This window comes from Mesorhizobium sp. M2A.F.Ca.ET.043.05.1.1 (assembly GCF_003952445.1).
Taxonomy (GTDB): Bacteria; Pseudomonadota; Alphaproteobacteria; order Rhizobiales; family Rhizobiaceae; genus Mesorhizobium.
The window spans coordinates 3,057,805-3,083,515 of record NZ_CP034446.1 but is presented as its reverse complement, the minus strand read 5'-3'; the positions used below and the strand labels follow the sequence as shown (position 1 = coordinate 3,083,515).

The following is a 25,711-nucleotide window of genomic DNA, read 5'->3' as shown; positions in this document are numbered from 1 at the left end:
GTGCAGTCGCGTCACCAAGCCTAAGTTCATTTCATGAGCAGAGCTTTCACCCGCGAAGAAGACAGCGAAAACGCCATTGCCGGCGTCGGCGAACGCCCGGTCAGCACGCACCGCAATCTGGTGACGGAGCGCGGCCTTGCTATGATCGAGGACAATCTCGCCGACCTGCGGGATGTGCTCGCCAAGGCAGAACGGAAGGGTGACCGCGAGCGCATCGCGGTGGTTTCGCGCGACCTGCGCTACTGGACGGCGCGGCGCGAGAATGCCGAGCTTTCCGTGCCGGAACCCGGCAGCGACGTGGTGCGCTTCGGCATGGGCGTCACGCTGGAAGGCGACGACGGCAAGAAGGTGCACTGGCGCATCGTCGGCGAGGACGAGGCCGATCCGTCGAAGGGCTCGATTTCCCACGTCTCGCCGATGGCCGTGGCGCTGTTCGGCAAGAAGGTCGGCGATGTTGCCGCCGTCAACGGCAAGGAATGGGAAATCGTCAAGCTCTCGGACAAGGCTGAGAATTAATTCCCGTTGGTTGGTGTGCGTTGCAGGTCCCCTGCCTTGGCGATTGGCCGAGACGCCTATCGCGGTCGTCATCCACGGGCGGAGCAAGGAGCGAAGCGACGCGCGCAGACCCGAGGATCCATGCCGTGACCTTGAAGCGCCGCGGCGGTCCAGAATTCTGCACCGTTGCACACCTCGGTCCAGGTAACGGCATGGATTCCAGGGTCTGCGCGCGTCGCTTCGCTCCTTGCTCCGCCCTGGAATGACGAGGTTCAGAAGCCTCCAGCTCATCGCCAACGTTTGCGCCGACTACCGCAATCTTTCAAAATCACTGTGTCGAGGAACTAGTCGTCAGCCAACGTTGAAAGCTTGCGCAGTGCAGCCTCGTATCTGTCCATGACATCGCGAGCGGCGTTCATTTGCCGCTTGTAGCTGTCATGGCGGATTGGCCTTAGAATGAGGCCATCGTCGGTTTCGATGATCTGGAGCTCGTCACCGACCTGAAGGTCCAGGCTGTCAAGCATTTCGCGTGGCAGCAGCAAAGCTCCCGATCCGTCATCAAGCCCGTGGAGGGTCGTCTTGAACATCATCGCGCCATGGTTGTATCTATTTCCATAGAACAACCTTTCAGCCAAACCGGCAAGCCCTCACTGATCCGCCAGCAACCGATCCATCAGCCGGTTCGCTGCTTCGGGGATCACCGTTCCCGGCGGGAAGATCTCCGCGGCACCCGCCGCTAGCACCGCGTCATAGTCCTGCGGCGGGATGACGCCGCCGGCGACGATCAGCATGTCGGCATGGCCGAGCTTCTTCAGCGCTTCCTTAAGCTCGGGGATCAGCGTCAGGTGTCCGGCGGCCAAGGAGGACGCGCCGATAATGTCCACGTCGTGCTGCACCGCGAGCTTGGCGATCTCGTCCGGCGTCTGGAACATCGGCCCGACGGTGACGTCGAAGCCGAGATCGGCAAAGGCGCTGGCGATCACCTTCTGGCCGCGGTCATGGCCGTCCTGGCCCATCTTGGCGACCAGGATGCGCGGCTTGCCGCCGGATTTCTTTTCGAACGCCTCGATCTTTTCCTGCAACCGGTCGAGCGCCGGACTGTCGCCGAGCGCGTCGCGATAGACGCCTGAGATCGTCTGGACCGCAGCCGTATGCCTGCCGAACACTTTTTCCAGCGCTAGCGAAATCTCGCCGACGGTCGCGTTGGCGCGCGCCGCCCGGATCGCGAATTCGAGCAGGTTCTCGCCGCTCTCGGCGGCACGCGTCAGCGCCGCCAGGGCGTTTTCCAGGGCCGCCACATCGCGCGTGCCTTTGAGCCGCTGCAGCTTCGCCAGTTGCCTGGCTTTCACCTCGGCATTGTCGATCTTCAAGACATCGACTTCGATATCCGTCTGCGGCCGGTGCGCGTTGACGCCGACCAGAATTTGCTCGCCGGAATCGATGCGCGCCTGGGTGCGGGCAGCCGCTTCCTCGATGCGCAGCTTCGGGATGCCCTTTTCGATCGCCGCCGCCATGCCGCCGAGGCCTTCCACCTCCTCGATATGGGCGAGCGCCCGCGCCGCAAGATCGTGCGTCAGCCGCTCGACATAGGCCGAGCCGCCCCACGGATCGATCATGCGCGTGGTGCCGGATTCCTTCTGCAGGATGAGCTGCGTGTTGCGGGCGATCCGGGCCGAATGGTCGGTCGGCAGCGCCATCGCCTCGTCGAAGGAATTGGTGTGCAGCGACTGGGTGTGCCCCTGCGTCGCGGCCATCGCCTCGATCATCGTGCGGGTGATGTTGTTGTAGGGGTCCTGCGCCGTCAGCGACCATCCGGAAGTCTGGCAATGGGTGCGCAGCGACAGCGAGCGCTCGTCCTTCGGCGAAAAGTTCTTCTGCATCAGGCTTGACCAGAGTAGCCGCGCGGCCCTGAGCTTGGCGACCTCCATGAAGAAGTTCATGCCGATCGCCCAGAAGAAGGAAAGGCGCGGCGCGAAGCGGTCGATGTCGAGCCCGGCAGCGACGCCGGCGCGCGCATATTCGATGCCGTCGGCGATCGTGTAGGCCAGCTCAAGGTCGGCCGTCGCGCCGGCTTCCTGCATGTGGTAGCCGGAGATCGAGATCGAGTTGAACTTCGGCATGTGCCTGGAGGTGTAGGCGAAGATGTCCGACACGATCCGCATCGAGGGCTTCGGCGGGTAGATGTAGGTGTTGCGGACCATGAACTCCTTCAGAATGTCGTTCTGAATGGTTCCGGCCAGATCCTTCTGCGCGACGCCCTGTTCTTCGGCCGCGACGATGTACAAAGCCATGATCGGCAGCACCGCGCCGTTCATGGTCATCGACACCGTCATTTCGTTCAACGGAATGCCGTCGAACAACTGCCGCATGTCGAGGATGGAATCGATCGCCACGCCCGCCATGCCGACATCGCCGGCGACGCGCGGATGGTCGCTGTCGTAGCCGCGATGCGTGGCAAGGTCGAAAGCCACCGACAGGCCTTTCTGGCCGGCCGCGAGATTTCGCCGGTAGAAGGCGTTGGATTCCTCGGCCGTCGAGAAGCCGGCATATTGCCGGATCGTCCAGGGTTGCTGGACATACATGGTGGGGTAGGGGCCACGCACGAAAGGCGGCAGGCCCGGATAGGTGTCGAGATTGGCAAGCCCCTTGAGGTCGCCTTGCGTGTAGAGGTGTTTTACGGCGATGCCTTCCGGCGTCATCCGTTGGCCCTTGAGCTCGACCGGCGCGCGACGCGGCGCCGACCAGCCGATCCGGCTGAAATCCGGGATCATGATCCGGCTCCGATCGACTGGTCGATGCGCACCGGAAACAGCGGCTCGCAGGTCGCGACGCCTTCCGTCAGTGCCGGCCGCCGCTCCTGCGGCAGTGTCTCGACCGGGCGCTCCGTGCCGGCGCGGTACAGCGTCGTGCCGACGATGCCGCGTTCGCCGGCGCGGTAGGCGCCGTTGCGCTTGGCCGCCGCCGTCTGCACGCGGTTCTGGATGTAGCCCTGCTGCAAGCTGGCGAGCACGCCGCCCTCGGCTTCGATGCGCTGGAATTCTTCCCAGGCGGCGGCGCAGAGATCGTCGGTCAGCGCTTCGACGGAGCCCGAGCCGCTGGCGGGGTCTGCGACTTGGCCGAGATGGCTCTCTTCGGCCATGATCAGCTGCGCGTTGCGGGCGATGCGGCGGGCAAAGCCCGCCGGCAGTCCATGCGCGATCGTGTGCGGCAGGATCGAGATCGAATCGGCGCCGCCGGTTGCCGCCGCGAAGGCTGCGATCGCCGTGCGCAATATGTTGGTCTCCGGGTCGGCCATCGTCATCATGCGGTAGGAGGTCTCGGCATGGATGCTGGCGGTCGAGGCCGGGATCGAGCAGGCTTCCTGGATGCGCGCCCACAGCTTGCGCAAAGCCCGCACCTTGGCCAGCGACAGGAACTGGTCCTGGTCGACGCTGAGCGCGAAGCCGATATGCGGTGCCGCATAGACCAGCGGCTGGCGCGCCTTCTCGAACATCCTGAGATAGGACACGACGGAGGCCATCATCGTGCCGAGCTCCTGCGCCTCGGTGGCGCCGGCATTGTGGAAGACGCGGCCGTCGGCCTCGAGCAGCACGCCCGGCACGCCCATCGAGAAGAAATGCGCCAGCGACTGCGGCATCGATTCCTGCAGCGCCTCGATCGAGGTGCGCAGCCGCCCGGTGCCGGCGAAGATCGCCGCCGGGTCGATGCCGAAGGAGAGGTTCAGCTTGGTCGGATCGGAGCGGCGTTTGCTCAGGAAGGCGAGCAGCCAGTCGGCCACGGCGCGGCTCCAGGGATGGGCGTCGATGCGCACCTGCACGCGGTTGAGCGGCACGCCGTCGAGCACCCGTTCCAACGCTTCCGCGGTGCGCGGCAGGCCGTAGCCGAAGGCATTCGGCGCGCCCTCGAAGACAAGCGACAGGCCGGTGGCGCCATGGGCGATGTCTTCCAGGGCTTGCGCGCTGGCCCGGGCGATGTCCGGGTCGTCGACGCGCTGGCTGACGATCCAGGGCGCCGCCGGGTTTGTGCGCGGCCATGGCTCGGCGGCCGTCGAGCGCTGGCTGAGCGGCTCGATGCGGATGCCGTCATCGGAACGGGAAACGAGCTTTTCCTCGAAGGAACCGCCGGCAAGCGCCTTCTCCGCCAGCGCCTGCCAACGCTTGGCGTCCGGGTTCGGAAGGTCGACATCCCTGGTCATGGCGCCGGCGCCCATCGCTCTCCTCGCTTCTCGGCCGCATCAGCCGGGTCCAGCCAATCTAAGGTCGGGAACCGGATATCACAATGCGTTATCCGCCCGGGTTCTCCCTCGGCCAGCCAATCGATTGCCAAACATGCGCAAAATCCGCAAGTTCCTCAACACAGTGATTTTGAAACATTGCAGGGTTGTCGGGCAGGCTATCAACGTCCGTCTGGGGTAAGTCAGCGCAACGCCGGCGATGAGCTGGAGGCTCCTGAACCTCGTCATTCTAGGGCGGAGCAAGGAGCGAAGCGACGCGCGCAGACCCTAGAATCCATTCCGTTACCGAGACCGAAGTGTGCAACGGTGCAGAATTCTGGACCATCGCGGCGCTTCCAAGTAACGGCATGGATCCCGGGTCTGCGCGCGTCGCTTCGCTCCTTGCTCCGCCCGTGGATGACGACCGCAATAGGCGTCTCGGCCAATCGCCAAGGCCTGGGATCTGCCAACGCACACTAACCAACCGGTCAAAACTTCTGTGTTAAGGAACTAGCGCCAATGGCCAAATTCCGGGCCGCTCCCAAATCGATGCTGGCCATTGCCGCATGCGACGCGCGTTACTATACCTCGGGGTGAGGCCCTTTGAGCGGAACAGATTGCGGAGACCGGACATGGTTGACGAGACCAGCATCTTCATCGGCGCCAGCCGCAAGCCCGACGATTCCTATCAGCGCGCCGAAGAGCTCTTGCTGCGCTACGGCAACCGCCACGGCCTCGTCACAGGCGCCACCGGCACCGGCAAGACGGTCAGCCTGCAGATCCTGGCCGAGGGCTTTTCGAATGCGGGCGTGCCTGTCTTCTGCGCCGACATCAAGGGCGACCTTTCCGGCATATCCATGATGGGCGAGGCCAAGGATTTCCTGGTCAAGCGCGCCGAACAGGTGAAGCTCGATCCCTACCAGTTCCAGGAATTCCCGGTCATCTTCTGGGATCTGTTCGGCGAGCAGGGCCATCCGATCCGCGCCACCATCTCCGAGATGGGGCCGTTGCTGCTCTCGCGGCTGATGAATCTCACCGAGGCGCAGGAAGGTGTCATGAACATCGCCTTCCGCATCGCTGATGAAGAAGGCCTGCTGCTGCTCGATCTGAAGGACCTGCAGGCGCTGCTCGCCAACATCGCCGAGCGCGCCGACGAGCTCAGCGCGCGCTACGGCAATGTCACCAAGCCTTCCGTGGGCGCCATCCAGCGCACGCTCCTGGTGCTGGAACAGCAGGGTGCTGCGAATTTCTTCGGCGAGCCGGCGCTGCGCATCGCCGACATCATGCGCACCACCCGCGACGGCCGCGGCGCCATCAGCGTGCTCGCCGCCGACAAGCTGATGATGAATCCCAGGCTCTACGCCACCTTCCTGCTCTGGCTGATGTCGGAGCTGTTCGAGGAACTGCCCGAGGTCGGCGATCTCGACCAGCCGAAGCTGGTCTTCTTCTTCGACGAGGCGCATCTTCTGTTCGAGGACGCGCCGAAGGTGCTCATCGACCGCGTCGAGCAGGTGGTGCGGCTGATCCGCTCCAAGGGCGTCGGCGTCTATTTCGTCACCCAGAACCCGCTCGACATTCCGGAGAAGGTGCTCGCCCAGCTCGGCAACCGCGTCCAGCACGCGCTGCGCGCCTATACGCCGCGCGAGCAGCAGGCGGTGCGCACCGCGGCCGAGACCTTCCGGCCCAATCCCGACTTCGACTGCGCCACCGCCATCACTCAGCTGGCCACCGGCGAGGCGCTGGTCTCGATGCTGGAGGACAAGGGCGTGCCGGCCATGGTCCAGCGCACGCTGATCCGGCCGCCGTCCTCGCGGCTCGGCCCGATCACGCCGGACGAGCGTCGCAAGATCATCGCCGAGAGCCCGGTCGCCGGCCAGTACGACCAGGTCGTCGATCGCGAGTCGGCCTTCGAGATCCTGCAGAAGAAGGCCAAGGAGGCGCAGGATGCCGAGGCGCAGGCACAGCAGCAGAACAGCGGCGGCTCGCGCTGGACCATTCCCGGCTTCGACGATGTGCTCGGGACCGGCAACCGGCGGTCTTCCAACCGCCAGACCGTGGCCGAAGCCGCCATCAAGTCGGTGGTGCGCTCGGTCGGCTCCTCGGTCGGCCGCGCCATCGTGCGCGGCATCCTGGGGAGCCTGGCGCGCGGACGGTAGCACTGGGCCAGACCGCGGCTGTCTTAGCTTGGCAGGTCAAATACGTGATCGTCCCGCCGCAGTATGGTCGCCGTCGTGGGGGCGGGTCCATTCCGCATTCCAGTGCGGGTTGGTCTGACGATCGCCGCCCTAGGCAAATTTGCATAGCGCCCCGACGTCAGAGGCCGCCTTTGTTACCTCGCGACGAAAAAACCTTACTTGAGAACAAGTGGATAGCAACAGCGGTATCTAATGTTTTCGTGAGAGAAGGTTTTCCGCGCCGAACCGCAATTTCGTGAAATACCGCATGCCTCAAATCATGGCTTTTGCGTGGCTGTCGTTGGGTCGCAATCCGACGGCGTTCACCAACCATGCGCATGATCACGAATTGTTTTGCCTGGGGAACCGAAAACACGTGTTGAGGTTGGGCCAAGACGGGCGGGGGCTGAGCATCAGGAGGCCGTCTTGCGGCGCGACGATGATCTACCAGCCCTGTTATCGGAGGTCGCTTCCGACAGGCGCCCGTTGCTGAATGCAAAAGGCGGGCTGTCGGCCCGGCATACTCACCAGATCGAGCAATTCCTGAAAGAGAACTTTTCGCGCAAGCTGTCGCTGGCGGAGATGGCGGCCGTATGCGACCTGTCTCCCTACCATTTCGTCCGCGCTTTTTCGAAGACGTTCGGTGTTTCGCCGTATCAATCCGTTCTGCTTCTTCGCCTGGACTTTGCCGAGAAGCTGCTCACCGACAGCCGAATGTCGATCACGGACATTGCCGATTTGAGCGGGTTCTCGAGCCAGAGCCACTTCACCACGATGATGAGGAAGTATCGCCAAGTGACGCCTCAACAGGTGCGGACGAGGCGCCGCTCTCGATCCGGGAATTAAGGTCGTCCTAATTTAGCGGTGATCAAGTTTAACTTTGGCTAATTAAAGTAGTTCATCAAGTAACACGCTGTTAACTAGGGATATTTTGCGCAATATTTTTGAACGAAACAGCAATATATTGGAATACCCGAGATCAAAAACATGACCTCCTGAGGCAATTCGGGCAGACCCGGATTCTGATTTGGCTGCGGGGGCATATGAGCGACGATACGGCGATTCGCCGAAGCCTTTCCGAGGAGATCGGCTACTGGCTGGAGTCGGCTTCCAGGACGCTCGAGAAGCGCTACGGCAATGGCGTGCCCCTGGCCAAGCAGGACATGCTGCTTGCGCACTATCTCTACGGTCTCACCGCTGTCGTCCATGCCGGCGAGACGCCTGTCTCGCATCTGGCCGCCATGCGCTCCTACCTCGGCCGTCTTCTTCCGGAAAATCGGGTCGCCGAGGCGCTCCGGGCCGTGCCCGAGGAGGGAGACTCCTGGCTTGAAAACACGCTCGATCGCGTCGAGGCGATCGGGGAGAAGCAGGGCCATGCGCTGCAGGCGCAGGGCATCGATATCGTCATCCCATTTCCAAGCAGACACGCATCGGCGGCAGGGTCGGCGGAACCTGTCGTCGAGCGCGACCTACCAACGGAGGCACTCTCGCAATGAATCTCGGGCAAGGACGAACCACTGGCCGCTTCGCTGGAAACTGGGTTTCCGGCGCCATCGACAGCCGCGCGTTGCGCCGCCGCCTGATGGCGGCGCTGCGCAGCGCGTATCGCGTGCTTGGCATGCGGCGCAGGAGGGGCATGGGGCTCGGGACATTGGGCGTCGGCGGAGCCTTGGCTGTGGCGCTGGGCGCGATCGGCGTCGTCGCCTTCCCGCAGAGCGCCAGCGCAGACTACGCCGCGGGCGGCGGAACAGCGACGGCGGGCAACGGAGTGGCGATCGGCGTGAGCAGCCAGGCGACCGGCAACGGCAGTCCCGTGGCCATCGGAACTTCTGCCAACGCATCCGTGACCAGCGGAAACGGCTCTCCGATCGCCATCGGCATCGGCGCCACTGCAAGCGGAGCCGCCGGCATCGCGACTCCGGCTGGCTTTACGGACTTTGAAGCGATTGCGATAGGCAATGGTGCGAACGCCACGGGACAAACCAGTACGGCGACAGGCAGTCGAGCTCTGGCGACGGGGAACTTCAGCACGGCGACTGGCTCGTTCGCTACTGCAAGCGGGCTGCGCTCCAGCGCTTTCGGCATAAGCAGCGTTGCGTCCGGAGTGGATTCTCTCGCCCAAGGCAGCGGCGCCAGCGCAAGCGCTCAGAATGCCGTCGCCACTGGTTTCCAGGCGAAGGCGACCGCGCTGAACTCCGTCTACCTCGGCTCGCGCACCGTCGCGACATCGGGCGCTCTCGCGCAGAGCGCCATCGGCATCGGCACGGATGTGACGGCATCTCAGGCCGACGCCATCGCGATGGGGCGTCAGTCCGTTGCGTCGGCACAATACTCGGTGGCGATCGGCCTCAATGCAAGCGCCACGGGCACAGGCGGTGCGATGGCGCTGGGCCAAGGCACGGTCTCAAGCGGCATCAATTCCGTGGCGCTCGGCGTCCAGGCTAGCGCTACAGGGGGCGGCGGCAACGCCTTGGGCACCTTCTCCGTTGCTTCGGGAGCGAATTCCACTGCCGTCGGCACCAGCTCCTTGGCCAGCGGCGGCTATTCGTACGCCGGAGGCTGGGCATCCGTCGCCAACAAGGACAGTGCCGTTGCCCTGGGCAAATCGGCCAGCGCGACAGGGCTGAACACGACTGCGCTCGGCTCCAGCACCAGCGCCTCGGCCGATTTCTCATTGGCGCTGGGCAACCAGGCGGTGTCGAGCGGTGTCGGCTCGGTCGCGGCCGGTTCGGGATCCCAGGCCACGGGTGTGTCCGCTACCGCGCTCGGCAACAACGCCGCGGCTACCGCCGCGAACGCAACCGCGCTGGGACTGGGCGCGAACGCCAGCGCTCAGAACGCGATCGCCGTTGGCACGAGCGCCAAGGCCGATTCGGCCGAAGCGGTCGCCATGGGCAACAATGCGGTTGCCACCGGCGGCAAGGCCGTCTCCATCGGCTCCGGCAATACTGCTTACGGCGACGGCGCTGTCTCGATCGGCGATCCGAGCTATGCCAGCGGCACCGGCGCCTTCACCGGCGGCGCCAACAACATCGCCAACAGCGACGGCACGGCAACCGCCACCGCCGCCAACATGGCGGCCGGCGCCGTGGCCATCGGCAACAACAACAAGGCGATCGGGCAGGGCTCGGTGGCGCTGGGCAACGGCTCGACCGCGGGTGCGGCCGGCTTCACCGGCAATGTCGCGCTGGGCAATGGCGCCACCGCAACGGCAAGCTCCGGCGATGTGGCGCTCGGCTCGGGCTCGGTCACCCAGACGGCTGTCGGCACGGGCAGCGCGACCATCGGCGGCACGACTTACACCTTCGCCGGAACGACGCCGACCTCGACGGTCAGCATCGGCGCACCGGGCGCGGAGCGGACCCTGACCAATCTCGCGGCAGGGCGCCTCGACGGCGGCTCGACCGATGCGGTGAACGGCTCGCAGCTCTTCGCGACCAACCAGAAGGTGACGCAGAACACCACCGACATCGCCAATCTCAGCTCGTCGGTCACCAACATCAACAATGGCGGCGGCATCAAATATTTCCACGCCAATTCGACGCTCGCCGATTCCCAGGCGCTGGGAGCGGATTCGGTGGCGATCGGCCCGAATGCCGTCGCCACCAATGCCGGCGATGTGGCGATCGGCCTGAATTCGGTGTCCGGCACCACGACCGCGGTCGGCAGCACGGTCATCGGCGGCACGACCTATACCTTTGCCGGCGGGACGCCGGCCGGCGCCTTCTCGGTGGGCTCGGTGGGTGCCGAGCGCCAGATCCAGAACGTCGCGGCGGGGCAGTTGAGCGGCTCCTCGACCGATGCGGTGAACGGCTCGCAGCTCTTCGCCACCAATCAGCAGGTGACGCAGAACACGACCGACATCGCGACCAATACTGCCAATATCGCAACCAATACCGCGGACATCACAAATCTCGGCAACACGATCAACAATTTTGCCGGCGATACCTCGACCGCCTACACCGATGCCAATGGCGACGGCATCCGCTATGTCCGCACCAACGACACGACGCTTCCGGTCACCGACGCCTTCGCGCAAGGAGTCGGCTCTTCCGCGCTCGGCTACCAGGCGACGGCGTCCGCCGCCAATTCGCTGGCGCTCGGCCGCGGCACCACGGTCTCCATCACCGACGGCGTGGCGCTCGGCTCCGGCTCGGTTTCCGACCGCGCGGTGGCGCCGGCATCGGGATCGATCCTCTCCGGCACCGGCCTCATCCCCTACAACACCACGGACCTGACGCTCCTCGGCGCCGTGTCTGTGGGTAACTCGACATCCTATCGCCAGATCACCAACGTGGCCGACGGCACACTGGATCAGGACGCCGTCACGCTTCGCCAGTTGAAGGGCGCGCTGAGCTCCTTCGCGGTGACGGGGTCCATGTACTTCCATGCCAATTCGACTGCCGCGGACTCGCTTGCCGTCGGCACCGATTCGGTTGCGATTGGTCCGCGCACCACCGTCAATGGCGACAACGGCATCGGCATGGGCAACGGCGCCATCGTCCAGCAGACCGCGCCTGGCGGCATCGCGATCGGCCAGAATTCCACCGTCAACCAGGCCGACAGCGTCGCGCTCGGCACCAACGCGACCACCAACGGCGCCCAGGCCGTGGCCCTCGGCGCCGGCGCCACGGCCAACGAGCCGGGCAGCGTCGCGCTCGGCGCCGGCTCGACGACCGCGGCCGCGGTCGCCACCACAGGCACCACGATCAATGGCGTCGCCTACACCTTCGCCGGAACCGCTCCGACGAGCACGGTGAGCGTCGGCGATGTCGGCAAGGAGCGCACCGTCACCAACGTGGCCGCTGGCCGGATCAGCCAGACTTCGACTGACGCCATCAACGGCAGCCAGCTTTACGCGACCAATCAGGCCGTCGAGGCCATGCAGGGGAGCGTCGGCGATCTGAACGAGTTCGCGATCCAGTATGATAAGAACACCGACGGTTCGAAGTCGAACTCGGTGACGCTGGTCGGCGGCGACGTGAACGCGCCGGTCGTCATCCACAATGTCGGCGCCGGCACCGCCGACACCGACGCGGTCAACGTCCAGCAGCTCAATCTTGGGCTGGCGACCACGCTCGACAACTCCAAGACCTACACCAACCAGGTGGCGGCCACCACGCTGCAGCAGGCCAATGCCTACACCGACTCCAAGCTCAGTCAGCTCAACATGGATATGGGCGAGGCCAAAGGCGAGGCGCGCCAGGCTGCCGCGATCGGCCTCGCAGCCGCATCGCTGCGCTATGACGACCGTCCCGGCAAGCTCAGTGTTGCGGCCGGCGGCGGCTATTGGCGCGGCGAGGGGGCTGTGGCGTTCGGCGCTGGTTACACCAGCGAGGACGGGCGCGCCCGGGCCAACCTGTCTGGGACGACGGCGGGCGGGCATTGGGGCGTCGGCGCGGGCGTCAGCTTTACGCTGAACTGAGTCTGTTGATGGTCAGGCAAGCCGGCTCTGCTGTCGCAATCTGCATGACTTGCCTGCTCCTGTCCGGACCGTTTGCGGCCGGGCAGGAGGCGGGACCGTCTGCCTATCGGATAAAGCCTTCGGATGTCGCGGTGCCTGCGGGCGTGAAGCTCGGCGACTACCAACGAACCACGCGTCCGTTCGAGAACTGGACACTGATCTGCGACGAGAACCTCCAAGCCAGGAAGAAGGTCTGCAACATCAGCCAGTCCTTCGTCGACCAGAGCCAGGCCCCGGTCTTCAGCTGGACGCTGGCGGCCGACGAGAAGGGCAAGCCCTTCATGATCTTGCGGACCCCGAGCCAAGCCGGCGCGGGAAGCAAGCTCTCGCTCAAGCTTGCCGGTCGCAAGCAGCCCGTCGATGTCCAACTGCAGGGCTGCGATGCATCGGTTTGCGTCGGCTATCTGCCTGTAGGGCCGGCCCTTCGCGAGCAGATCGGGAAGGAAACCGTCGTCCAGGTTTCCTATTCGCTTCCGTCGGGAGCCACGGTCAGCCTGGATGCTCCCTTGAAGGGGCTGAAGACCGCGCTTTCGACCATCAAATAGAGAGACTTTGAAATGACACGCCAATCGATCGAAGACAGAATCCTGGCGCGCGCCGAGCCGGTTGCGCTGTCGGAGCCACAGGGCTCGCCGCCACGCTCGCAAGCCTGGCGCCTGGTGCGAAACACGGCGCTGCTCGGCGCGTTCGCCGTTCTGGTCGCGGCGGCGGTCGTCCTGTCGTTCCGTCTCTATCCCGCGCTCGGGACATTTGTCGCGGGCACGGCTTCCGCGCAAGCACAGGCGCCTGCGCAGGGCGAGCCGACGCAAGCCGCGCCTTCGCCGCCAGACGCCTCGGCGAACAAGAATCCGTTTCAGGCGCATGTCGCTCAGGCGGGCGTGCGCACCTGCGCCAACCTCTTTGCCACGCTCGGAGAGGCTCTGACTGCCGGATCGACCTATGCGGTCCAGACGCAATGGGACAAGACCTCGCCCGATGCGCACGCCGTGCAGGCGGTCGCCGGGATGAGCTACAACCTGCCGGACTATAAGACGCAGGCTGCCGGCGTCGTCTTTGCCTCGCCGCTTGGCCAGAGCTGCGAAGGCGGCTTCGTGCGCGTGGCGCCGTTCCAGCAGTCTTGCCAGGAAGTCGCCGGCACGCTGCCGAAGGGCAGCCAGCTGGCGGACAATCTTTCGAACACGATGCTTTTCAACCTGGCCAACAATGGCGGTCAGGCTCTGCTGGTCCCCACCGGCAACGCCTGCATCGTCGTCTCGGTCGCGCGCATGGGCGGATAGCCGGGCACAATTGTCGATTCCTCACAGCTGCAATCGGGAGCTACGAAAATGCTGATCAACCGTCGCCTCTCACTCCCGCTGCTGGCGGCACTGGCCGGGCTTACCATCGCCAGCCATGCCGCCGACCTGGTGGCGCCGCCGCCGGCTGAGACAGGCGAGGAAAAGGGCATCTGGGGCGCGATCGCCTATTCGCCGGATGACGGCCGTCACGGCTTCTTCTGGGGTGCCGACAAGCGCCAGGAAGCCGAAGACATCGCGCTCAAATATTGCGAGAACGCGGACGGCAAGGGCTGCCGGGTGGTCGAAGTGTTCCGCAACCACCGCCATTGGGACGATGACGACGGCACCGGCTTTCCTTATGAGCACTGCGCCGCTCTGTCGGTCGGCAAGAGCCGTGGCGCGGCCACCCCGTTCTGGGGCGCTGCGTCGGCCACGACCCGCCGTGAGGCCGAGGACAAGGCGACGGCCCAATGTGGCGGCGAGGGGAAGGAGTGCAAGATCCGCGAGTGGGTCTGCACCTGACGTCGCAGTGCGATAGAAGTGGCTGAGAAGATCAGCCGACCTCGATGTTCATCTCGGCGATCAGCCGCTCGCGTCCGGCCAGCGAGCTCAGCGCCTTGTCGCCAAGTTCGCGGGCGACGAGGTTGAGCAGCGCTTCGCAAAACACGACATAGGCGCCCATGCTGTTCGAATAGAAGCTGCTGGCATGCGGGATGAAGAAGGCATGCTCGGCCGGAGGGACGAGCGGCGAGGATCGTGAGTCGGTGATCGCGATCACCCTCTGGCCGTTTGCCGCAGCGATGCGGCCGACCTCGGCGACGCTGCGCGTATAGGGCGCGCAACTCGCCGTGATGACGACGTCACCCGGCTCGAGCTGCGATAGCGCCTCGGCGACGCCGAGCCGCGGCGCGTCGAGCAGCGCCACGTCCGAGCGCACCATCCCCAGGCAATAGGTGAGGAAGCTCGCCAGCGAGTGGAACTGGCGAACGCCATGCACGCGCACGCGGCGCGCGCCGGCCAGCAGCGCGGTTGCGCCCTTCAGCGAGGCGCTGTCCAACTGGCCGAGGAAGCCGTCGACATTCGCCGCCGTTTCTCGTGCCAGCCGCTCGAAGACCTCGGCTTCGGCGCCGCCCGCCGACGGCGTCGTCATCAGCCTTCCGGCCTGGCGGCTGTAGAAATATTGCTGGTCGTCGGCGATGGCCTTGCGGAAGACGGCCTGGAAATCGCTGAAACCTTCAAAGCCGAGACGCTTCGCCAGCCTGGTCAGCGTCGACGGATTGATGCCGAACTGATCGGCGAGTTCCGATATCGTGCGGACGGCGGACTGTTCGGGCGCCTCGACCAGCTTGGCGAAGACGTCATGCGCCTTGGAGCCGAGGGAAAAGCCCGCTTCGTCGCGGCCGACCGAGAGCGCCAACGCCCTCAGATCCTCGATGGTGCGCGGCGGCTCCGCGACGGCTTCCTCTGGCATTGTTTCCCGCTCACCCCGCGACAGGGACCAGCCCATCCCGCATGTCGAAGCGCGCTGCTTCGTGTGCGGCATCGTAGACAGCCCACTCGACCTTGTCAGCCCCGACGCGGAAGACGGCGCTGGCTAGCGTGTTCTCGACATCGCTGTCGGCCGGGTCCGTGCGGTAGATCGGCAGCTCCGGGTCGGCCGCGTCCCACAAGATGGCGAGCGCGCGGCGTTGCGGCTCGGACTGAGGCGTCTCGTCCAGCAGCGCTTCGCCTCGTCGTTGGCGTACGCCGGACGAACCGGTGACGATCTGCGACATGCGCCCGGTGTCGGCATGGATCAAGTGGTTCGAGTGAACGCGCGCCGATGCCAAGCGATCAACCGACAGGGCCTGCGCGGTGAACTCGACGCTGAGCAGCCGCGCGTCGCCGGCTTGCGCCAGGGTCAGGTGAAAGGCGCCGGCGCGGGGCGCCGATTTGAGCAGCGCCAGCGCTGCGTCGAGGTCCGGTGCGTCGAGCACTGCGCGGGCGAGCACCATGCGCGGCGCTCCTGCGCCGCCGGCCAGCGGCCTGGTGTTGTTGACCGTCTGCACCAGCTTCGCCGACGTCGCCGCGAATGTATGGCCCGGCAACGAGCCGGGATAGACGAAGGCGGTGAATTGATTGCCGCCCTCAGATGTCACATGGGCCAGCGCGCAATGGCCGGCGAAATCCGGGTCGCCATCCTCGTTATGGCCGATGACATGCGGGGATCCGGGCAATTGCACCGTCGTGCAGCCATCGGGCGCCATTGCCCAGATGTCGCCGCGGCAGTTCCACAGGAAGACGTCGTCGAAAGCCAATTCAAGCCCGGCGGCGAGGCCCTGCAGCTCGGCCCAATATCGCGGAAAGCGTTCCCGCACGATCGTCGCCATCATGCCGATGCGGGGATCGGCGCGCCGAGCGTTTAGCTCGCGCCATGCGGCGGACGTCTGGAAATGGCCGTTGAGCGCCGCTCGGCCGAAGCGCCCGAGAGCGACCCCGACGTCGTAGGGCGACCCCGAGACATCGATGAAGGAAAGCCGGCGGCCGGCGTCATGCGACATGCTGCAGAAACTCTTTCAAGCGAGGATTTTGCGGGTTTGCAAGCAGCTCCCGCGGCTCGCCGTCGACAGCAATCTTGCCGCCTTCCATGAAGATCAGCCTGGTCCCGACCTTGCGGGCAAAGGCCATCTCATGGGTGACGACGATCATCGTCATGCCTTCCTCGGCCAGCGCCTGCATCACGCGCAGCACCTCGTGCCTGAGTTCAGGATCGAGCGCCGAGGTCGGCTCGTCGAACAGCATCAGCTTCGGCTTGACGGCAAGCGCGCGCGCAATGGCGACGCGCTGCTGCTGGCCGCCCGAAAGCTCGCTCGGATAGTGATGCGCCCGTTCGGCAAGACCGACCTTGGCGAGCATTTCCAGCGCCTGCTTGCGTGCCTCCTGTCGCGTCTCGCCACGCACGCGGCGCGGACCGAAGGCGACGTTTTCCAGCGCCGTCATCTGCGGAAACAGGTTGAACTGCTGGAAGACCATGCCGGCTTCCTGGCGGATCAGGCGGACCTTGCGGCCGCCGGATTTGACGCTGATGCCGTCGACGACGAGGTCGCCGCCATTGATTTCCTCCAGCGCGTTGATGCAGCGAAGCAGCGTCGACTTGCCGGAGCCGGAGGGGCCGATCAGCACCACCTTCTCGCCGGGCTCGATCGACAGATCGACCTGATCGAGGATGGTAACCTGGCCGAAGCGCTTGGTGACTTTGTTGAACGCCACGATGCTCACAGGATGCGCATCCTCTTTTCGGTCAGCCTCAGAATGAGCGTAAGCGTGCCCGTCATGATCAGGTAGAACATCGCCACAGCCGACCAGATCTCGACGGCACGGAAGTTGGCCGCCATGATTTCCTGGCCTTGCCGGGTGAGCTCGCCGACGCCGATGACGATGAACAGAGAGGTGTCCTTGAGGCTGACGATGAACTGGTTGCCGAGCGCCGGAATCATGCGGCGGAAGGCAAGCGGGCCGATGATGTAGAAAAGCACTTTCCAGAACGGCAGGCCGAGCGCCAGGCCGGCCTCGCGCAATCCGCGATGGACGGAAAGGAAGGCGCCGCGCACGATCTCGGCGATATAGGCTCCGGCATTGATGATGATCGCCATGATCGCCGCCGCCAGCGGATTGATGCGGACATCCGCCAGGATCGGCAGCGCGAAATAGATGAACATCACTTGCACGATGATCGGCGTGCCGCGAATGATCTCGATATAGACCATGGCGATGGCGTTGAGCACGATGTTGCCATAGGCGCGCGCCAGCCCGGCGGCGAAACCGATGACAAGGCCGCCGGCAAGACCGGCGAGCGCGATCAGCACGGTGAGGCGGGCGCCTTTAAACAGCTCGGGCAAGGCCTGCCAGATGACGGACCAGTCGAAATCCATGAGAGCCATCCTTCAGGGAAGGCACGCCGGCCATGCCGGCGCGCCAGGAGATCCAACGGGAAGCCGGTGGATCAGATCCAAGGGGAACCCTTGTGATCAGCTCTTCGGGGGCTCGGTGCCGAACCACTTCTTGTAGATGGCCTCGTAGGTGCCGTCGCCCTTCAGCTTGGCGATCGAAGCATTGACCTTGGCGACGAGCGGGCTGCCCTTCGGGAAGGCGATGCCATATTGCTGAGCCATCATCTGCGGGCCGACGGTCTTCACTTTCCCCTGGCCGTTGGTCTTGATGTAGTAGAGCACGTTCGGGGTGTCGTGCATGGCGGCGTCGGCGCGCCCGGTCGCGACCTCGAGATAGGCGTTGTCGCTGTTCGGGAACAGGCGCAGCTCCGTACCCTTGAAATGCTCCTTGGCATAGTCGGTCGCCGACGTGCCGGTCTTAACGGCAAGCGTCTTGCCGACGAGATCGTCCGGACCCTTTATCGTGCTGTCGACCGGCACCATCAGAAGGAAGCCGCTGTCGTAATAGCCGTCAGAGAAGTCGATGACCTTTTTGCGCTCGTCCTTGATTGTGATGCCGGCCAGGCCGACATCGACCTGCTTGGTCTGCAGCGCCGGGATGATGCCGTTGAAGTCCATCGGCTGCAGCGTGTAGGTCACGCCGATATCCTTGGCGATCGCGGCCCACAGGTCGATGTCGAAGCCGACATATTTGTCGCCTTCCTTGAACTCAAACGGAACGAAAGCGGTGTCGGTCGCCACGATCAGGTCATCGGCGAAGGCCGGCTGACCGAAGACGAGCGTTGCCGCGACGGCAGCGGCGGCGGTGAGGCTTGCGAGTGCGAACTTCATTTTCGGGTTCCCCTTTTTGTTGGATTGCCCAGCAAGCGTAACACCGTCGATCCCACTGCGCAAATTGAAAATGCATTGTACTATAAGATGCATTTCATATTTGCAGGATGCCGACGCGTTAGGCATCCGACCACTGGCTTCGCAACGCGTCCGCATCGGCGAGCGTCAGCCCGCAGGCTTCGACCGCCAGCCTTGTGGCCACGACGAGATCCTGGTTTCCGGAAGCCAGCGTCCCATCGGGGAGAAAAAGATTGTTCTCGAAACCAACGCGTGCATGTCCGCCGAGCAGAGCAGCTGCCGTCACGGAGGCCACTTCCTGGTCGCCGAAAGCGCAGACCATCCAGTGCCTCGCTGCGGGGATGCCAGGCGCCAGGAAGGGGAGCAGGTCGGCGGGCCGGGACGTCTGCCCTACCGTGTAGCGGCCGAGGACATAGAGGACCGGCAGATTGTCGAAGGGGATCAGACCGCGACCCGCCAGCGCCGCGAGATAGCTCGCCTCCTCGGGCGCATAAAGGATGATCTGCGGCGTGACTTTTTCCACGCGCAGCGTTTTAAGAAACGAGGCGAAGGCCGCTTCATGCGTTGGGTCAGGCACGAGCTCGCGCAAGGCAAGCGAAACCGCCTCCGGCCGCGTTTCCAGCACCACCCGCATCTGCTCGTCGGGCCGATAGAGGCCCAGCGCCTCGCTGGTGATCTGGAGAACGAGCCTGTCGCCGACACCGGCCCTGATCGCTGCGGTCGCGGCCCGATAGGCATCGGTGTCGAGCAGATGGCGTCCGTCGCGGTTGCGGACATGGACATGGATCATGGCGGCGCCGGCCTCGAGCGAGGCGGCGGCCACATCAGCCAGCTCATCTGGGATAATCGGCAGGGCCGGGTGATCGGCTTTGGTGCGCCGGCCACCGTTTGGCGCCACGGCGATCGCCACGCGATTCTGGTTCGGCATCGACTGCTCCATTTGTTGCATATAGATAATCTGTGCAACATATATTGCACGATCATCCATTCGCGTCTATGGTCGTGGCATGATCCGCGCGCCACTTACCGATGCCATTGTCGAGGCCTTCGACGGCTTGCCTTCGCAGTTGCAGGACGCTGCCCGCTACCTTTTGGATAACCCCGAGGACGTCGCGCTGTTGTCGATGCGCGAGCAGGCGCGCCGCGCCGGCCTGCAGCCCTGGACGATGGTGCGTCTCGCCAAGCGGTTGGGCTTCGACGGCTACGAGCCGGTGCGCTCGCTCTATGCCAACGCCATGCGGCAGGGTGAGCTCGGCTTCGCCGGCAAGGCGGGCACTCAGCTAGCGCACCAGCAGGAGGTTGGCGACCGGGCGTTGGCCGGCGAGATGGTGCGGTCGCTGGCGGAGCAGATCGCAAGGCTTGGCGAGCCCGAACAGCTCGACGCGCTTGCCACGGCGGCCGAGCGGCTCTACGCAGCACGCCGAATATTCTGCCTCGGGCTGCGCTCCAGCCATCCGGTCGTCGCGCATTTTTCCTATGTCATGTCCTTCCTCGGCGAGAAGGCGGTAATGCTGGACGGTGCCTCGGGAACTGGCACCGACGCCATCCGCCTCGCGACCGCCGAAGACGTCCTGTTCGTGGTCAGCGTCGCTCCCTACACCAGGCTCACCGTCGATCTTGCCCGCCGCGCCGCGGCGGATGGCGTGCCGGTCATCGCGCTGACCGACAGTGCCGTGTCGCCGCTCGTCGGGCTGGCGGCCCTGTCGGTGCTGGTGCCGACGGAAAGCCCGTCCTTCTTCCATGCCATGGCGCCGGCCTTCGTCGTCGGCGAGATCCTCGTGGCGCTGGTCGCCGGCAAAGGCGGGGACAAGGCGCTGGCCGCCATCCGCCGCACCGAGGACCAGCTGTCGCAACTCGACATCCACATCTTGCCGCCGCGCGGCCGGAGGAAATCATGACCCATATCCTGCATCGCCAGATCAACGCCGTGCTGCCGGTCGCCAGCGGCGGCAAGGGCATCGAGCTCTTCGACGGCAACGGGCGTGCCTATATCGACGCGTCGGGCGGAGCAGCGGTATCCTGCCTCGGCCACGGCCATCCCGATGTCATCGCCGCCATGCACCGGCAGGCCGACACGCTCGCCTATGCCCACACCAGCTTCTTCACCAGCGATGTTGCCGAAGCGCTTGCCGACCGGCTCGTTGCCGACGCGCCGGCCGGCATCAGTCATGCCTATTTCGTTTCCGGCGGCTCGGAAGCGGTCGAAGCGGCGCTCAAGATGGCGCGGCAATATTTCGTCGAGATCGGACAACCGCAGCGCCGCAACATCATTGCGCGCAAGCAGAGCTACCACGGCAACACGCTCGGCGCGCTGGCGACCGGCGGCAATGAATGGCGGCGCGCCCAGTTCCGGCCGCTGCTCATCGAAACGCATCACATTGATCCATGTTTTGCCTATCGCTTCCAGGAAGCCGGCGAGACCGACCAGGACTATGCCGCTCGCGCCGCGCAGGCCCTGGAGGACAAGATCATCGAGCTCGGACCGGAGACGGTTATGGCCTTCGTCGCCGAGACGGTGGTCGGGGCGACGGCCGGCGCCGTGCCGCCAGTGGCCGATTACCTGCGCCGCATCCGCGACATTTGCAACCGCCATGGCGTGCTCCTGATCCTCGACGAGGTGATGTGCGGCATGGGCCGCACCGGCACGCTGCACGCCTGCGAGCAGGATGGCGTCGCTCCCGACCTGATGACGATCGCCAAGGGGCTGGGCGGCGGCTATCAGCCGATCGGCGCGGTGCTGCTCAGCCAGAAGATCTTCGACGCCTTCGCGAATGGTTCGGGCCTCTTCCAGCACGGCCACACCTATATCTGCCATCCGATGGCCTGCGCCGCCGCACTCGCCGTTCAGGACGTCATTTCCCGCGACAGGCTGCTCGACAATGTGAAGGCGATGGGCGCGCATCTGGCGCGCCGGCTCGGCGAGCGCTTCGGCAACCATCCGCATATCGGCGATATTCGCGGGCGCGGCCTGTTCATGGGCGTCGAGCTTGTCGAGGACCGTTCGACCAAGCAGCCTTTCGATCCGAAGCGGAAGCTGCATGGGCGCATCAAGAAGGCGGCCATGGCGAATGGTCTTCTGGTCTATCCCATGGGCGGCACGATCGATGGCGCGGTTGGCGACCACGTGCTCCTGGCGCCACCCTTCATTTGCGACGTCGCGGCCATCGACGCGATTGTCGAGCGTCTCGGCGATGCCATCGGCGAGGCATTGCGGAGCTAACCCATCGGCCCATCAGTTCGTCGGGCCAAGCCTACAGGCAGTCGCGCGGTTCACAGCGGAATGAGCGGCGCGACTTCGCGGTCGGACGGCCGCTCGCTTGCCGCCAGCCCCGCAAGCACGCCGGCGCGATCGGCGGCGTTGCGGTTCTGGCTCATCTTGCGCTTGCCTTCGAGCTTCGTGATCGGCATGCGCAGGCCGACAATGCCTTTCAACTGCGACTGGATGAAATCCGCCGGCGCGTCCGACACGGCCCAGGGGGCGCTGCGCTCGCCTTCATGCAAATTGGTCAGGCGGGTCACCACCTCGAGCAGCCGGTCGGCATCCTCGAAGAACTCGATCGGCCCATAGGCGTGCACGGCGACATAGTTCCAGGTCGGCACCACCTTTCCGGTCTCCTGCTTGGTCTGGTACCAGGCCGGCGTCACATAGGCGTCCGGTCCCATGAAGATGGCCAGGCCATCGCCCAGCGGCGGCACGCGCCATTGCGGGTTTGCCTTCGCGACATGGCCGTAGATGACGCCATGCTCGCCCTCGCTGTCATCGAGGAAAAGCGGCAGCGGCGTCGCCAGCGGCCCTTCCGCCGTGGCGGTGACCAGCGTCGCGAGCCTCGCCGCTCGGATCGTGGCCGTGAGGCTCTCCTTGTCGTCGTCACGGAAGGCGGGTGGCGTGTACATCGCAAAACTCCTTGCGGCATAAAATGCCTGAAGTCCGGCCTGCTTAGAACATCCTGTCGCGGAAGTTTTGTGTGGTCCAGTTTGAACAAGGACGGCGTCGCGCGCCGGATCATTCCGGTGATCAAGGAGCAGAATCATTTCCGTGACATCAGCGCAAACGCTGGAGATTGGTCGAGGCCGTCCCAACCTCGTCATTCTATGGCGGAGCAAGGAGCGAAGCGACGCGGCGCAGACCATAGAATCCATGCCGTGACTTGAAAGCGCCGCCACGGTGCTGAATTTTGCTCCGTTGCACGCCTTGGCGAAGGTAACGGCATGGATTCCAGGGTCTTCGCGACGGAGCTTCGCTCCTGCTTCGCCCAGGAATGACGATCGCGATGGGCGTTTCGGCCAATCTCCAAGGCATGCCAAACGGAGCCGACTGGTCAAAATCTCTGTTCAGTGCCGCCGCTGGAGCAACTTCGGGAAAGCGCGATGCGGTTCCCTGTCCGGAAGTGCCTGATTTCAAGACAAACAGTTAGGGCAGCTCAGCAAAACGCTGAGCAGCCCTAACCTATCGACGCTTCAGAAAATCTCGTTGGTGAGCCGCTTCACCGGACCGAGCAGGATCGAGCCGGTCGGCACGCCATTGTCGATCGGGATGGCCTGGCGGTCCGGCATGTCCTCTTCCGGCGCGCCGATATTGGCCGTCACGATGACCGGGGTCTTGGTCGGCACGCGGTCGTAGAGGTCGATGATGTCCTGGTTGATCAGGCGCACGCAGCCCGACGACACCGACTTGCCGATCGACCACCATTCGGGCGATCCATGCAGGCGGTAGAGCGTGTCCTGGTTGCCCTGGAACAGATAGAGCGCACGCGCCCCGAGCGGGTTCTTCAGCCCGCCCGGCATGCCGCCATTCTTGGCGCTGTATTGCGTCAGCTCCGGCTGGCGCGCGACCATCTCGTCCGGCGGCGTCCATTTCGGCCACTTCTGCTTCCACTGCACGACCGCGTCGCCTGACCATTCGAAGCCGGCGCGGCCGAGGCCGACGCCGTAGCGGATCGCCTGGCCGCCCTCGCGCACCAGATAGAGGAAATGGCCGGTGGTGTCGACGACGATGGTGCCGGGGCGCTGCCCGGTCGGATCGGGAACGATCTGGCGCAGGAATCTGTGATCGATCTTGTTCACCGGAATGGGCGGCAGGTCGAAGCCGTTGTCCGACATCGCGCCATACATCGTCTCATAATCGCCGAGCGGCGGCTCGACAGGGGCCTGAGGCGGCGGCGTCTGGATGGGTGCCGGGCCTTGATCGCTGGTCGTGGTGCAGGCGGACAGGGCAGCCGAAGCAGCGCCGAGGGCTGTGAAATTGAGGAAGCCGCGGCGGCTGATGCGGAAGGAAGCGTCTGACATGGTTGCCTTTTCTAGGTCTCAATTCGCAAGAAAGCATGAATGCGAGGGTCCGTCGCCGGCGCCATCCATAACAGTCGGGGCGATAGGCGGTTCCAATTCTGGCCTGAGGGTGGACAGAAAAAGGCGAAGCTGTGACCACGCCACAGCTGTTGCGCTGCAGCAACAGCGGGGTCAGGGCGGTTCGCCACTTCACGGAAACGCCGAACTGCCCTTTCTTTTGTTTTGACGCAATTCCGTACGGAAGACCGCTTCACACTTTTCCTGGAATTGCATCAGACACCTGCCAGCAGCCCGTCGAGCGACGGCAGGATCAGCCCTGGCGGAAAGTCGCGGTATTCATCCGGCTGGTTGGTCCGGTTGATCCAGACCGTACGGAAACCGAACTTCGTAGCGCCCGCTATGTCCCAGCGGTTCGACGACTGGAACGACACCGCTCCCGGATAGAGCCGCCAGCTGGTGACCACCATGTCGTAGACTGACGGGTCGGTCTTGAAGCGTTTGACCTGGTCGACCGAAAACACGTTGTCGAGGATCTGGTCGAGCGCTGCGGATTTGGCCGCGGCGTCGAGCATTTCCGGCGAACCATTGGAGAGGATCGCAAGCTTCGCGCCGGATGCCTTGAGCGCCTTCAGCACGGCCGGCACCTCCGGATAGCAATCAAGCCGCCAATAGGCTTCGAGCAGCTTCGTCCGCAGCGCCGGATCGGCCGAGGGCACCTTGCGCAGCGCAAAATCGAGTGCCTGCTCGGTCAGTTGCCAGAAGTCGGTGTAAGAGCCCATCAGTGTGCGCACCCAGGAATATTCGAGCTGCTTGGCGCGCCAGATGTCCGACAGCAACTGGCCGTCAGGCCCGATCTCGCCGGCATGGCGGCGCACGGCGGCGTGCACGTCGAACAACGTGCCATAGGCGTCGAAGACATAGGCCGCATGATGCATGCTTGAGTTTTGCGGCGCGCGGGCCTGCCATGCAAGCATTGATTGCAGTCAAGTGCCTCTGGCCTCAACGATTTTTCCCGATGTCGGTTGACGCCGGCCGTCAAAGCATCGTCCTATGCCGGCCTGAAGTCATCGATCTGGACGGCAAACATGACACTGGCGACGGCGGCGCAAACCGCGACTTGGACCTATGTGGACGGCGACTGGTATGAGGGCAACGTTGCCATTCTCGGACCGCGCAGCCACGCCATGTGGCTCGGCACCAGCGTCTTCGACGGCGGCCGCTGGTTCGAAGGCGTCGCGCCCGACCTCGATCTTCACGCCGCCCGCGTCAACGCGTCCGCCACGGCGCTTGGCCTGAAGCCGTCGATGACGGCGCAGGAGATCGTCGGTCTGACCTGGGACGGCCTGAAGAAATTCGACGGCAAGACGGCGGTCTACATCAGGCCGATGTACTGGGCCGAGCATGGCGGCTATATGGGCGTGCCGGCCGATCCGGAGTCGACCCGCTTCTGCCTCTGCCTCTACGAGGCGCCGATGATTCCGCCCTCCGGTTTCTCGGTCACGGTGTCGCCGTTTCGCCGCCCGACCATCGAGACCATGCCCACCAACGCCAAGGCCGGCTGCCTTTACCCCAACAACGGCCGCGCCATCCTGGAAGCCAAGAACCGCGGCTTCGACAACGCGCTCGTGCTCGACATGCTGGGCAATGTCGCCGAGACCGGCACCTCCAACATCTTCCTGGTCAAGGACGGCCATGTGATGACGCCGGCGCCGAACGGCACGTTCCTGTCGGGCATCACCCGCTCGCGCACCATCAACCTGCTTGGCGACTACGGCTTCAGGACCATCGAGAAGACGCTGTCGGTTCGCGATTTTCTGGACGCCGACGAGATCTTCTCGACCGGCAACCACTCCAAGGTCGTGCCGGTCACCCGCATCGAGAGCCGCGATCTGCAGCCCGGGCCCGTGGCCAAGAAGGCGCGCGAGCTCTATTGGGAGTGGGCGCATTCGACGTCCGCCGCCTGAGCCGCCGGAGTTTCACTGTTTCACGGAACGGCGACCCACTCTTTCTCCTGTTTGGCGCAA

The 25,711-nt window shown here is 64.8% G+C and carries 23 protein-coding genes; 11 read left to right on the top strand and 12 right to left on the bottom strand.

What is annotated here, in order from left to right; translation table 11 throughout:
- The first annotated feature begins 33 nt into the window (after window positions 1–33).
- The gene (greA, locus tag EJ069_RS15355; RefSeq protein WP_126062009.1) at window positions 34–516 is read left to right on the top strand and encodes a transcription elongation factor GreA; all 483 of its coding nucleotides are present in this window, start codon (window positions 34–36) and stop codon (window positions 514–516) included.
- A gap of 323 nt (window positions 517–839) precedes the next feature.
- On the opposite strand, the gene EJ069_RS15350 is transcribed toward greA, so the two are convergent.
- Genes EJ069_RS15350 through EJ069_RS15340 form a run of 3 tightly spaced genes read right to left on the bottom strand, consistent with a single transcriptional unit; the run spans window position 840 to window position 4,705 of the window.
- A complete protein-coding gene (locus tag EJ069_RS15350) occupies window positions 840–1,082 on the bottom strand; it encodes an AbrB/MazE/SpoVT family DNA-binding domain-containing protein (RefSeq protein ID WP_126062008.1) in 243 nt (80 codons plus the stop codon).
- A 60-nt stretch (window positions 1,083–1,142) separates the two neighbouring features.
- Complete coding sequence (gene scpA, locus EJ069_RS15345) at window positions 1,143–3,266, bottom strand: methylmalonyl-CoA mutase (protein ID WP_126062007.1); 2,124 nt, start codon at window positions 3,264–3,266, stop codon at window positions 1,143–1,145.
- Window positions 3,263–4,705, bottom strand: a complete 1,443-nt coding sequence (locus tag EJ069_RS15340; RefSeq protein WP_126062006.1) for a methylmalonyl-CoA mutase subunit beta — start codon at window positions 4,703–4,705, stop codon at window positions 3,263–3,265. The genes scpA and EJ069_RS15340 overlap by 4 nt, the downstream gene beginning before the upstream one ends.
- Window positions 4,706–5,340: 635 nt before the next feature.
- On the opposite strand from EJ069_RS15340, the gene EJ069_RS15335 reads away from it, so the two are divergent.
- The 7 genes from EJ069_RS15335 to EJ069_RS15305 all read left to right on the top strand — a co-directional run bounded on the left by EJ069_RS15335 (window position 5,341) and on the right by EJ069_RS15305 (window position 14,145).
- Window positions 5,341–6,864 (top strand): helicase HerA-like C-terminal domain-containing protein, encoded by a 1,524-nt coding sequence (locus tag EJ069_RS15335; protein WP_126062005.1) that lies wholly within the window; start codon window positions 5,341–5,343, stop codon window positions 6,862–6,864.
- Between the two features lie 444 nt (window positions 6,865–7,308).
- Window positions 7,309–7,728, top strand: a complete 420-nt coding sequence (locus EJ069_RS15330; protein WP_245456574.1) for an AraC family transcriptional regulator — start codon at window positions 7,309–7,311, stop codon at window positions 7,726–7,728.
- 197 nt (window positions 7,729–7,925) lie between these two features.
- A complete protein-coding gene (locus EJ069_RS15325; RefSeq protein WP_126062003.1) occupies window positions 7,926–8,378 on the top strand; it encodes a hypothetical protein in 453 nt (150 codons plus the stop codon).
- Window positions 8,375–12,307, top strand: a complete 3,933-nt coding sequence (locus EJ069_RS15320; RefSeq protein WP_126062002.1) for a YadA-like family protein — start codon at window positions 8,375–8,377, stop codon at window positions 12,305–12,307. The genes EJ069_RS15325 and EJ069_RS15320 overlap by 4 nt, the downstream gene beginning before the upstream one ends.
- Window positions 12,308–12,351: 44 nt before the next feature.
- Entirely contained in the window at window positions 12,352–12,891 is a 540-nt protein-coding gene (locus EJ069_RS15315) for an invasion associated locus B family protein (RefSeq protein WP_245456573.1), read from the top strand.
- Between the two features lie 12 nt (window positions 12,892–12,903).
- Window positions 12,904–13,623: a hypothetical protein gene (locus EJ069_RS15310; RefSeq protein WP_126062000.1), complete on the top strand. Its 720-nt coding sequence runs from the start codon at window positions 12,904–12,906 to the stop codon at window positions 13,621–13,623.
- Window positions 13,624–13,671: 48 nt separating this feature from the next.
- Entirely contained in the window at window positions 13,672–14,145 is a 474-nt protein-coding gene (locus EJ069_RS15305; RefSeq protein ID WP_126061999.1) for a DUF4189 domain-containing protein, read from the top strand.
- 31 nt (window positions 14,146–14,176) lie between these two features.
- On the opposite strand, the gene EJ069_RS15300 is transcribed toward EJ069_RS15305, so the two are convergent.
- The 6 genes from EJ069_RS15300 to EJ069_RS15275 all read right to left on the bottom strand — a co-directional run bounded on the left by EJ069_RS15300 (window position 14,177) and on the right by EJ069_RS15275 (window position 19,329).
- A complete protein-coding gene (locus EJ069_RS15300; protein ID WP_189476384.1) occupies window positions 14,177–15,094 on the bottom strand; it encodes a MurR/RpiR family transcriptional regulator in 918 nt (305 codons plus the stop codon).
- Between the two features lie 10 nt (window positions 15,095–15,104).
- Window positions 15,105–16,163, bottom strand: a complete 1,059-nt coding sequence (locus EJ069_RS15295) for a C45 family peptidase (RefSeq protein ID WP_126061997.1) — start codon at window positions 16,161–16,163, stop codon at window positions 15,105–15,107.
- Window positions 16,153–16,881, bottom strand: coding sequence for a glutamine ABC transporter ATP-binding protein GlnQ (gene glnQ, locus EJ069_RS15290; RefSeq protein WP_126061996.1), 729 nt, complete (start codon window positions 16,879–16,881; stop codon window positions 16,153–16,155). Before glnQ ends, EJ069_RS15295 begins: the two co-directional genes overlap by 11 nt.
- On the bottom strand, window positions 16,878–17,534 hold the full coding sequence (gene glnP, locus EJ069_RS15285) for a glutamine ABC transporter permease GlnP (RefSeq protein ID WP_042641969.1): 657 nt from the start codon (window positions 17,532–17,534) through the stop codon (window positions 16,878–16,880). The genes glnQ and glnP overlap by 4 nt, the downstream gene beginning before the upstream one ends.
- 96 nt (window positions 17,535–17,630) lie before the next feature.
- Complete coding sequence (glnH, locus tag EJ069_RS15280) at window positions 17,631–18,383, bottom strand: glutamine ABC transporter substrate-binding protein GlnH (protein WP_126061995.1); 753 nt, start codon at window positions 18,381–18,383, stop codon at window positions 17,631–17,633.
- A 118-nt stretch (window positions 18,384–18,501) separates the two neighbouring features.
- Window positions 18,502–19,329: a 3-keto-5-aminohexanoate cleavage protein gene (locus EJ069_RS15275; RefSeq protein ID WP_126061994.1), complete on the bottom strand. Its 828-nt coding sequence runs from the start codon at window positions 19,327–19,329 to the stop codon at window positions 18,502–18,504.
- Between the two features lie 79 nt (window positions 19,330–19,408).
- Here EJ069_RS15275 and EJ069_RS15270 point away from each other — a divergent pair, with 79 nt between their 5' ends.
- Both EJ069_RS15270 and EJ069_RS15265 read left to right on the top strand, forming a co-directional pair.
- A complete protein-coding gene (locus EJ069_RS15270; RefSeq protein ID WP_126061993.1) occupies window positions 19,409–20,299 on the top strand; it encodes a MurR/RpiR family transcriptional regulator in 891 nt (296 codons plus the stop codon).
- A complete protein-coding gene (locus EJ069_RS15265; protein WP_126061992.1) occupies window positions 20,296–21,621 on the top strand; it encodes an aspartate aminotransferase family protein in 1,326 nt (441 codons plus the stop codon). The genes EJ069_RS15270 and EJ069_RS15265 overlap by 4 nt, the downstream gene beginning before the upstream one ends.
- A 50-nt stretch (window positions 21,622–21,671) precedes the next feature.
- On the opposite strand, the gene EJ069_RS15260 is transcribed toward EJ069_RS15265, so the two are convergent.
- The 3 genes from EJ069_RS15260 to EJ069_RS15250 form a co-directional block, all read right to left on the bottom strand.
- Window positions 21,672–22,295 (bottom strand): FMN-binding negative transcriptional regulator, encoded by a 624-nt coding sequence (locus EJ069_RS15260; RefSeq protein WP_126061991.1) that lies wholly within the window; start codon window positions 22,293–22,295, stop codon window positions 21,672–21,674.
- 564 nt (window positions 22,296–22,859) lie between these two features.
- Entirely contained in the window at window positions 22,860–23,687 is an 828-nt protein-coding gene (locus tag EJ069_RS15255) for a L,D-transpeptidase (protein WP_126061990.1), read from the bottom strand.
- 272 nt (window positions 23,688–23,959) lie between these two features.
- Window positions 23,960–24,622 (bottom strand): haloacid dehalogenase type II, encoded by a 663-nt coding sequence (locus EJ069_RS15250; protein WP_126061989.1) that lies wholly within the window; start codon window positions 24,620–24,622, stop codon window positions 23,960–23,962.
- 150 nt (window positions 24,623–24,772) lie between these two features.
- Between EJ069_RS15250 and EJ069_RS15245 the strand changes: the two genes are divergently transcribed.
- Window positions 24,773–25,651, top strand: a complete 879-nt coding sequence (locus EJ069_RS15245; protein WP_126061988.1) for a branched-chain amino acid aminotransferase — start codon at window positions 24,773–24,775, stop codon at window positions 25,649–25,651.
- The last annotated feature ends 60 nt before the right edge of the window (window positions 25,652–25,711 follow it).

Bases quoted from the DNA above. Each gene is read 5' to 3' on its own strand.
- greA (WP_126062009.1), top strand. From the start codon at position 34: ATGAGCAGAGCTTTCACCCGCGAAGAAGACAGCGAAAACGCCATTGCC.
- EJ069_RS15350 (WP_126062008.1), bottom strand. From the start codon at position 1,082: ATGTTCAAGACGACCCTCCACGGGCTTGATGACGGATCGGGAGCTTTG.
- scpA (WP_126062007.1), bottom strand. From the start codon at position 3,266: ATGATCCCGGATTTCAGCCGGATCGGCTGGTCGGCGCCGCGTCGCGCG.
- EJ069_RS15340 (WP_126062006.1), bottom strand. From the start codon at position 4,705: ATGGGCGCCGGCGCCATGACCAGGGATGTCGACCTTCCGAACCCGGAC.
- EJ069_RS15335 (WP_126062005.1), top strand. From the start codon at position 5,341: ATGGTTGACGAGACCAGCATCTTCATCGGCGCCAGCCGCAAGCCCGAC.
- EJ069_RS15325 (WP_126062003.1), top strand. From the start codon at position 7,926: ATGAGCGACGATACGGCGATTCGCCGAAGCCTTTCCGAGGAGATCGGC.
- EJ069_RS15320 (WP_126062002.1), top strand. From the start codon at position 8,375: ATGAATCTCGGGCAAGGACGAACCACTGGCCGCTTCGCTGGAAACTGG.
- EJ069_RS15315 (WP_245456573.1), top strand. From the start codon at position 12,352: ATGACTTGCCTGCTCCTGTCCGGACCGTTTGCGGCCGGGCAGGAGGCG.
- EJ069_RS15310 (WP_126062000.1), top strand. From the start codon at position 12,904: ATGACACGCCAATCGATCGAAGACAGAATCCTGGCGCGCGCCGAGCCG.
- EJ069_RS15305 (WP_126061999.1), top strand. From the start codon at position 13,672: ATGCTGATCAACCGTCGCCTCTCACTCCCGCTGCTGGCGGCACTGGCC.
- EJ069_RS15300 (WP_189476384.1), bottom strand. From the start codon at position 15,094: ATGCCAGAGGAAGCCGTCGCGGAGCCGCCGCGCACCATCGAGGATCTG.
- EJ069_RS15295 (WP_126061997.1), bottom strand. From the start codon at position 16,163: ATGTCGCATGACGCCGGCCGCCGGCTTTCCTTCATCGATGTCTCGGGG.
- glnP (WP_042641969.1), bottom strand. From the start codon at position 17,534: ATGGATTTCGACTGGTCCGTCATCTGGCAGGCCTTGCCCGAGCTGTTT.
- glnH (WP_126061995.1), bottom strand. From the start codon at position 18,383: ATGAAGTTCGCACTCGCAAGCCTCACCGCCGCCGCTGCCGTCGCGGCA.
- EJ069_RS15275 (WP_126061994.1), bottom strand. From the start codon at position 19,329: ATGCCGAACCAGAATCGCGTGGCGATCGCCGTGGCGCCAAACGGTGGC.
- EJ069_RS15270 (WP_126061993.1), top strand. From the start codon at position 19,409: ATGATCCGCGCGCCACTTACCGATGCCATTGTCGAGGCCTTCGACGGC.
- EJ069_RS15265 (WP_126061992.1), top strand. From the start codon at position 20,296: ATGACCCATATCCTGCATCGCCAGATCAACGCCGTGCTGCCGGTCGCC.
- EJ069_RS15260 (WP_126061991.1), bottom strand. From the start codon at position 22,295: ATGTACACGCCACCCGCCTTCCGTGACGACGACAAGGAGAGCCTCACG.
- EJ069_RS15255 (WP_126061990.1), bottom strand. From the start codon at position 23,687: ATGTCAGACGCTTCCTTCCGCATCAGCCGCCGCGGCTTCCTCAATTTC.
- EJ069_RS15250 (WP_126061989.1), bottom strand. From the start codon at position 24,622: ATGCATCATGCGGCCTATGTCTTCGACGCCTATGGCACGTTGTTCGAC.
- EJ069_RS15245 (WP_126061988.1), top strand. From the start codon at position 24,773: ATGACACTGGCGACGGCGGCGCAAACCGCGACTTGGACCTATGTGGAC.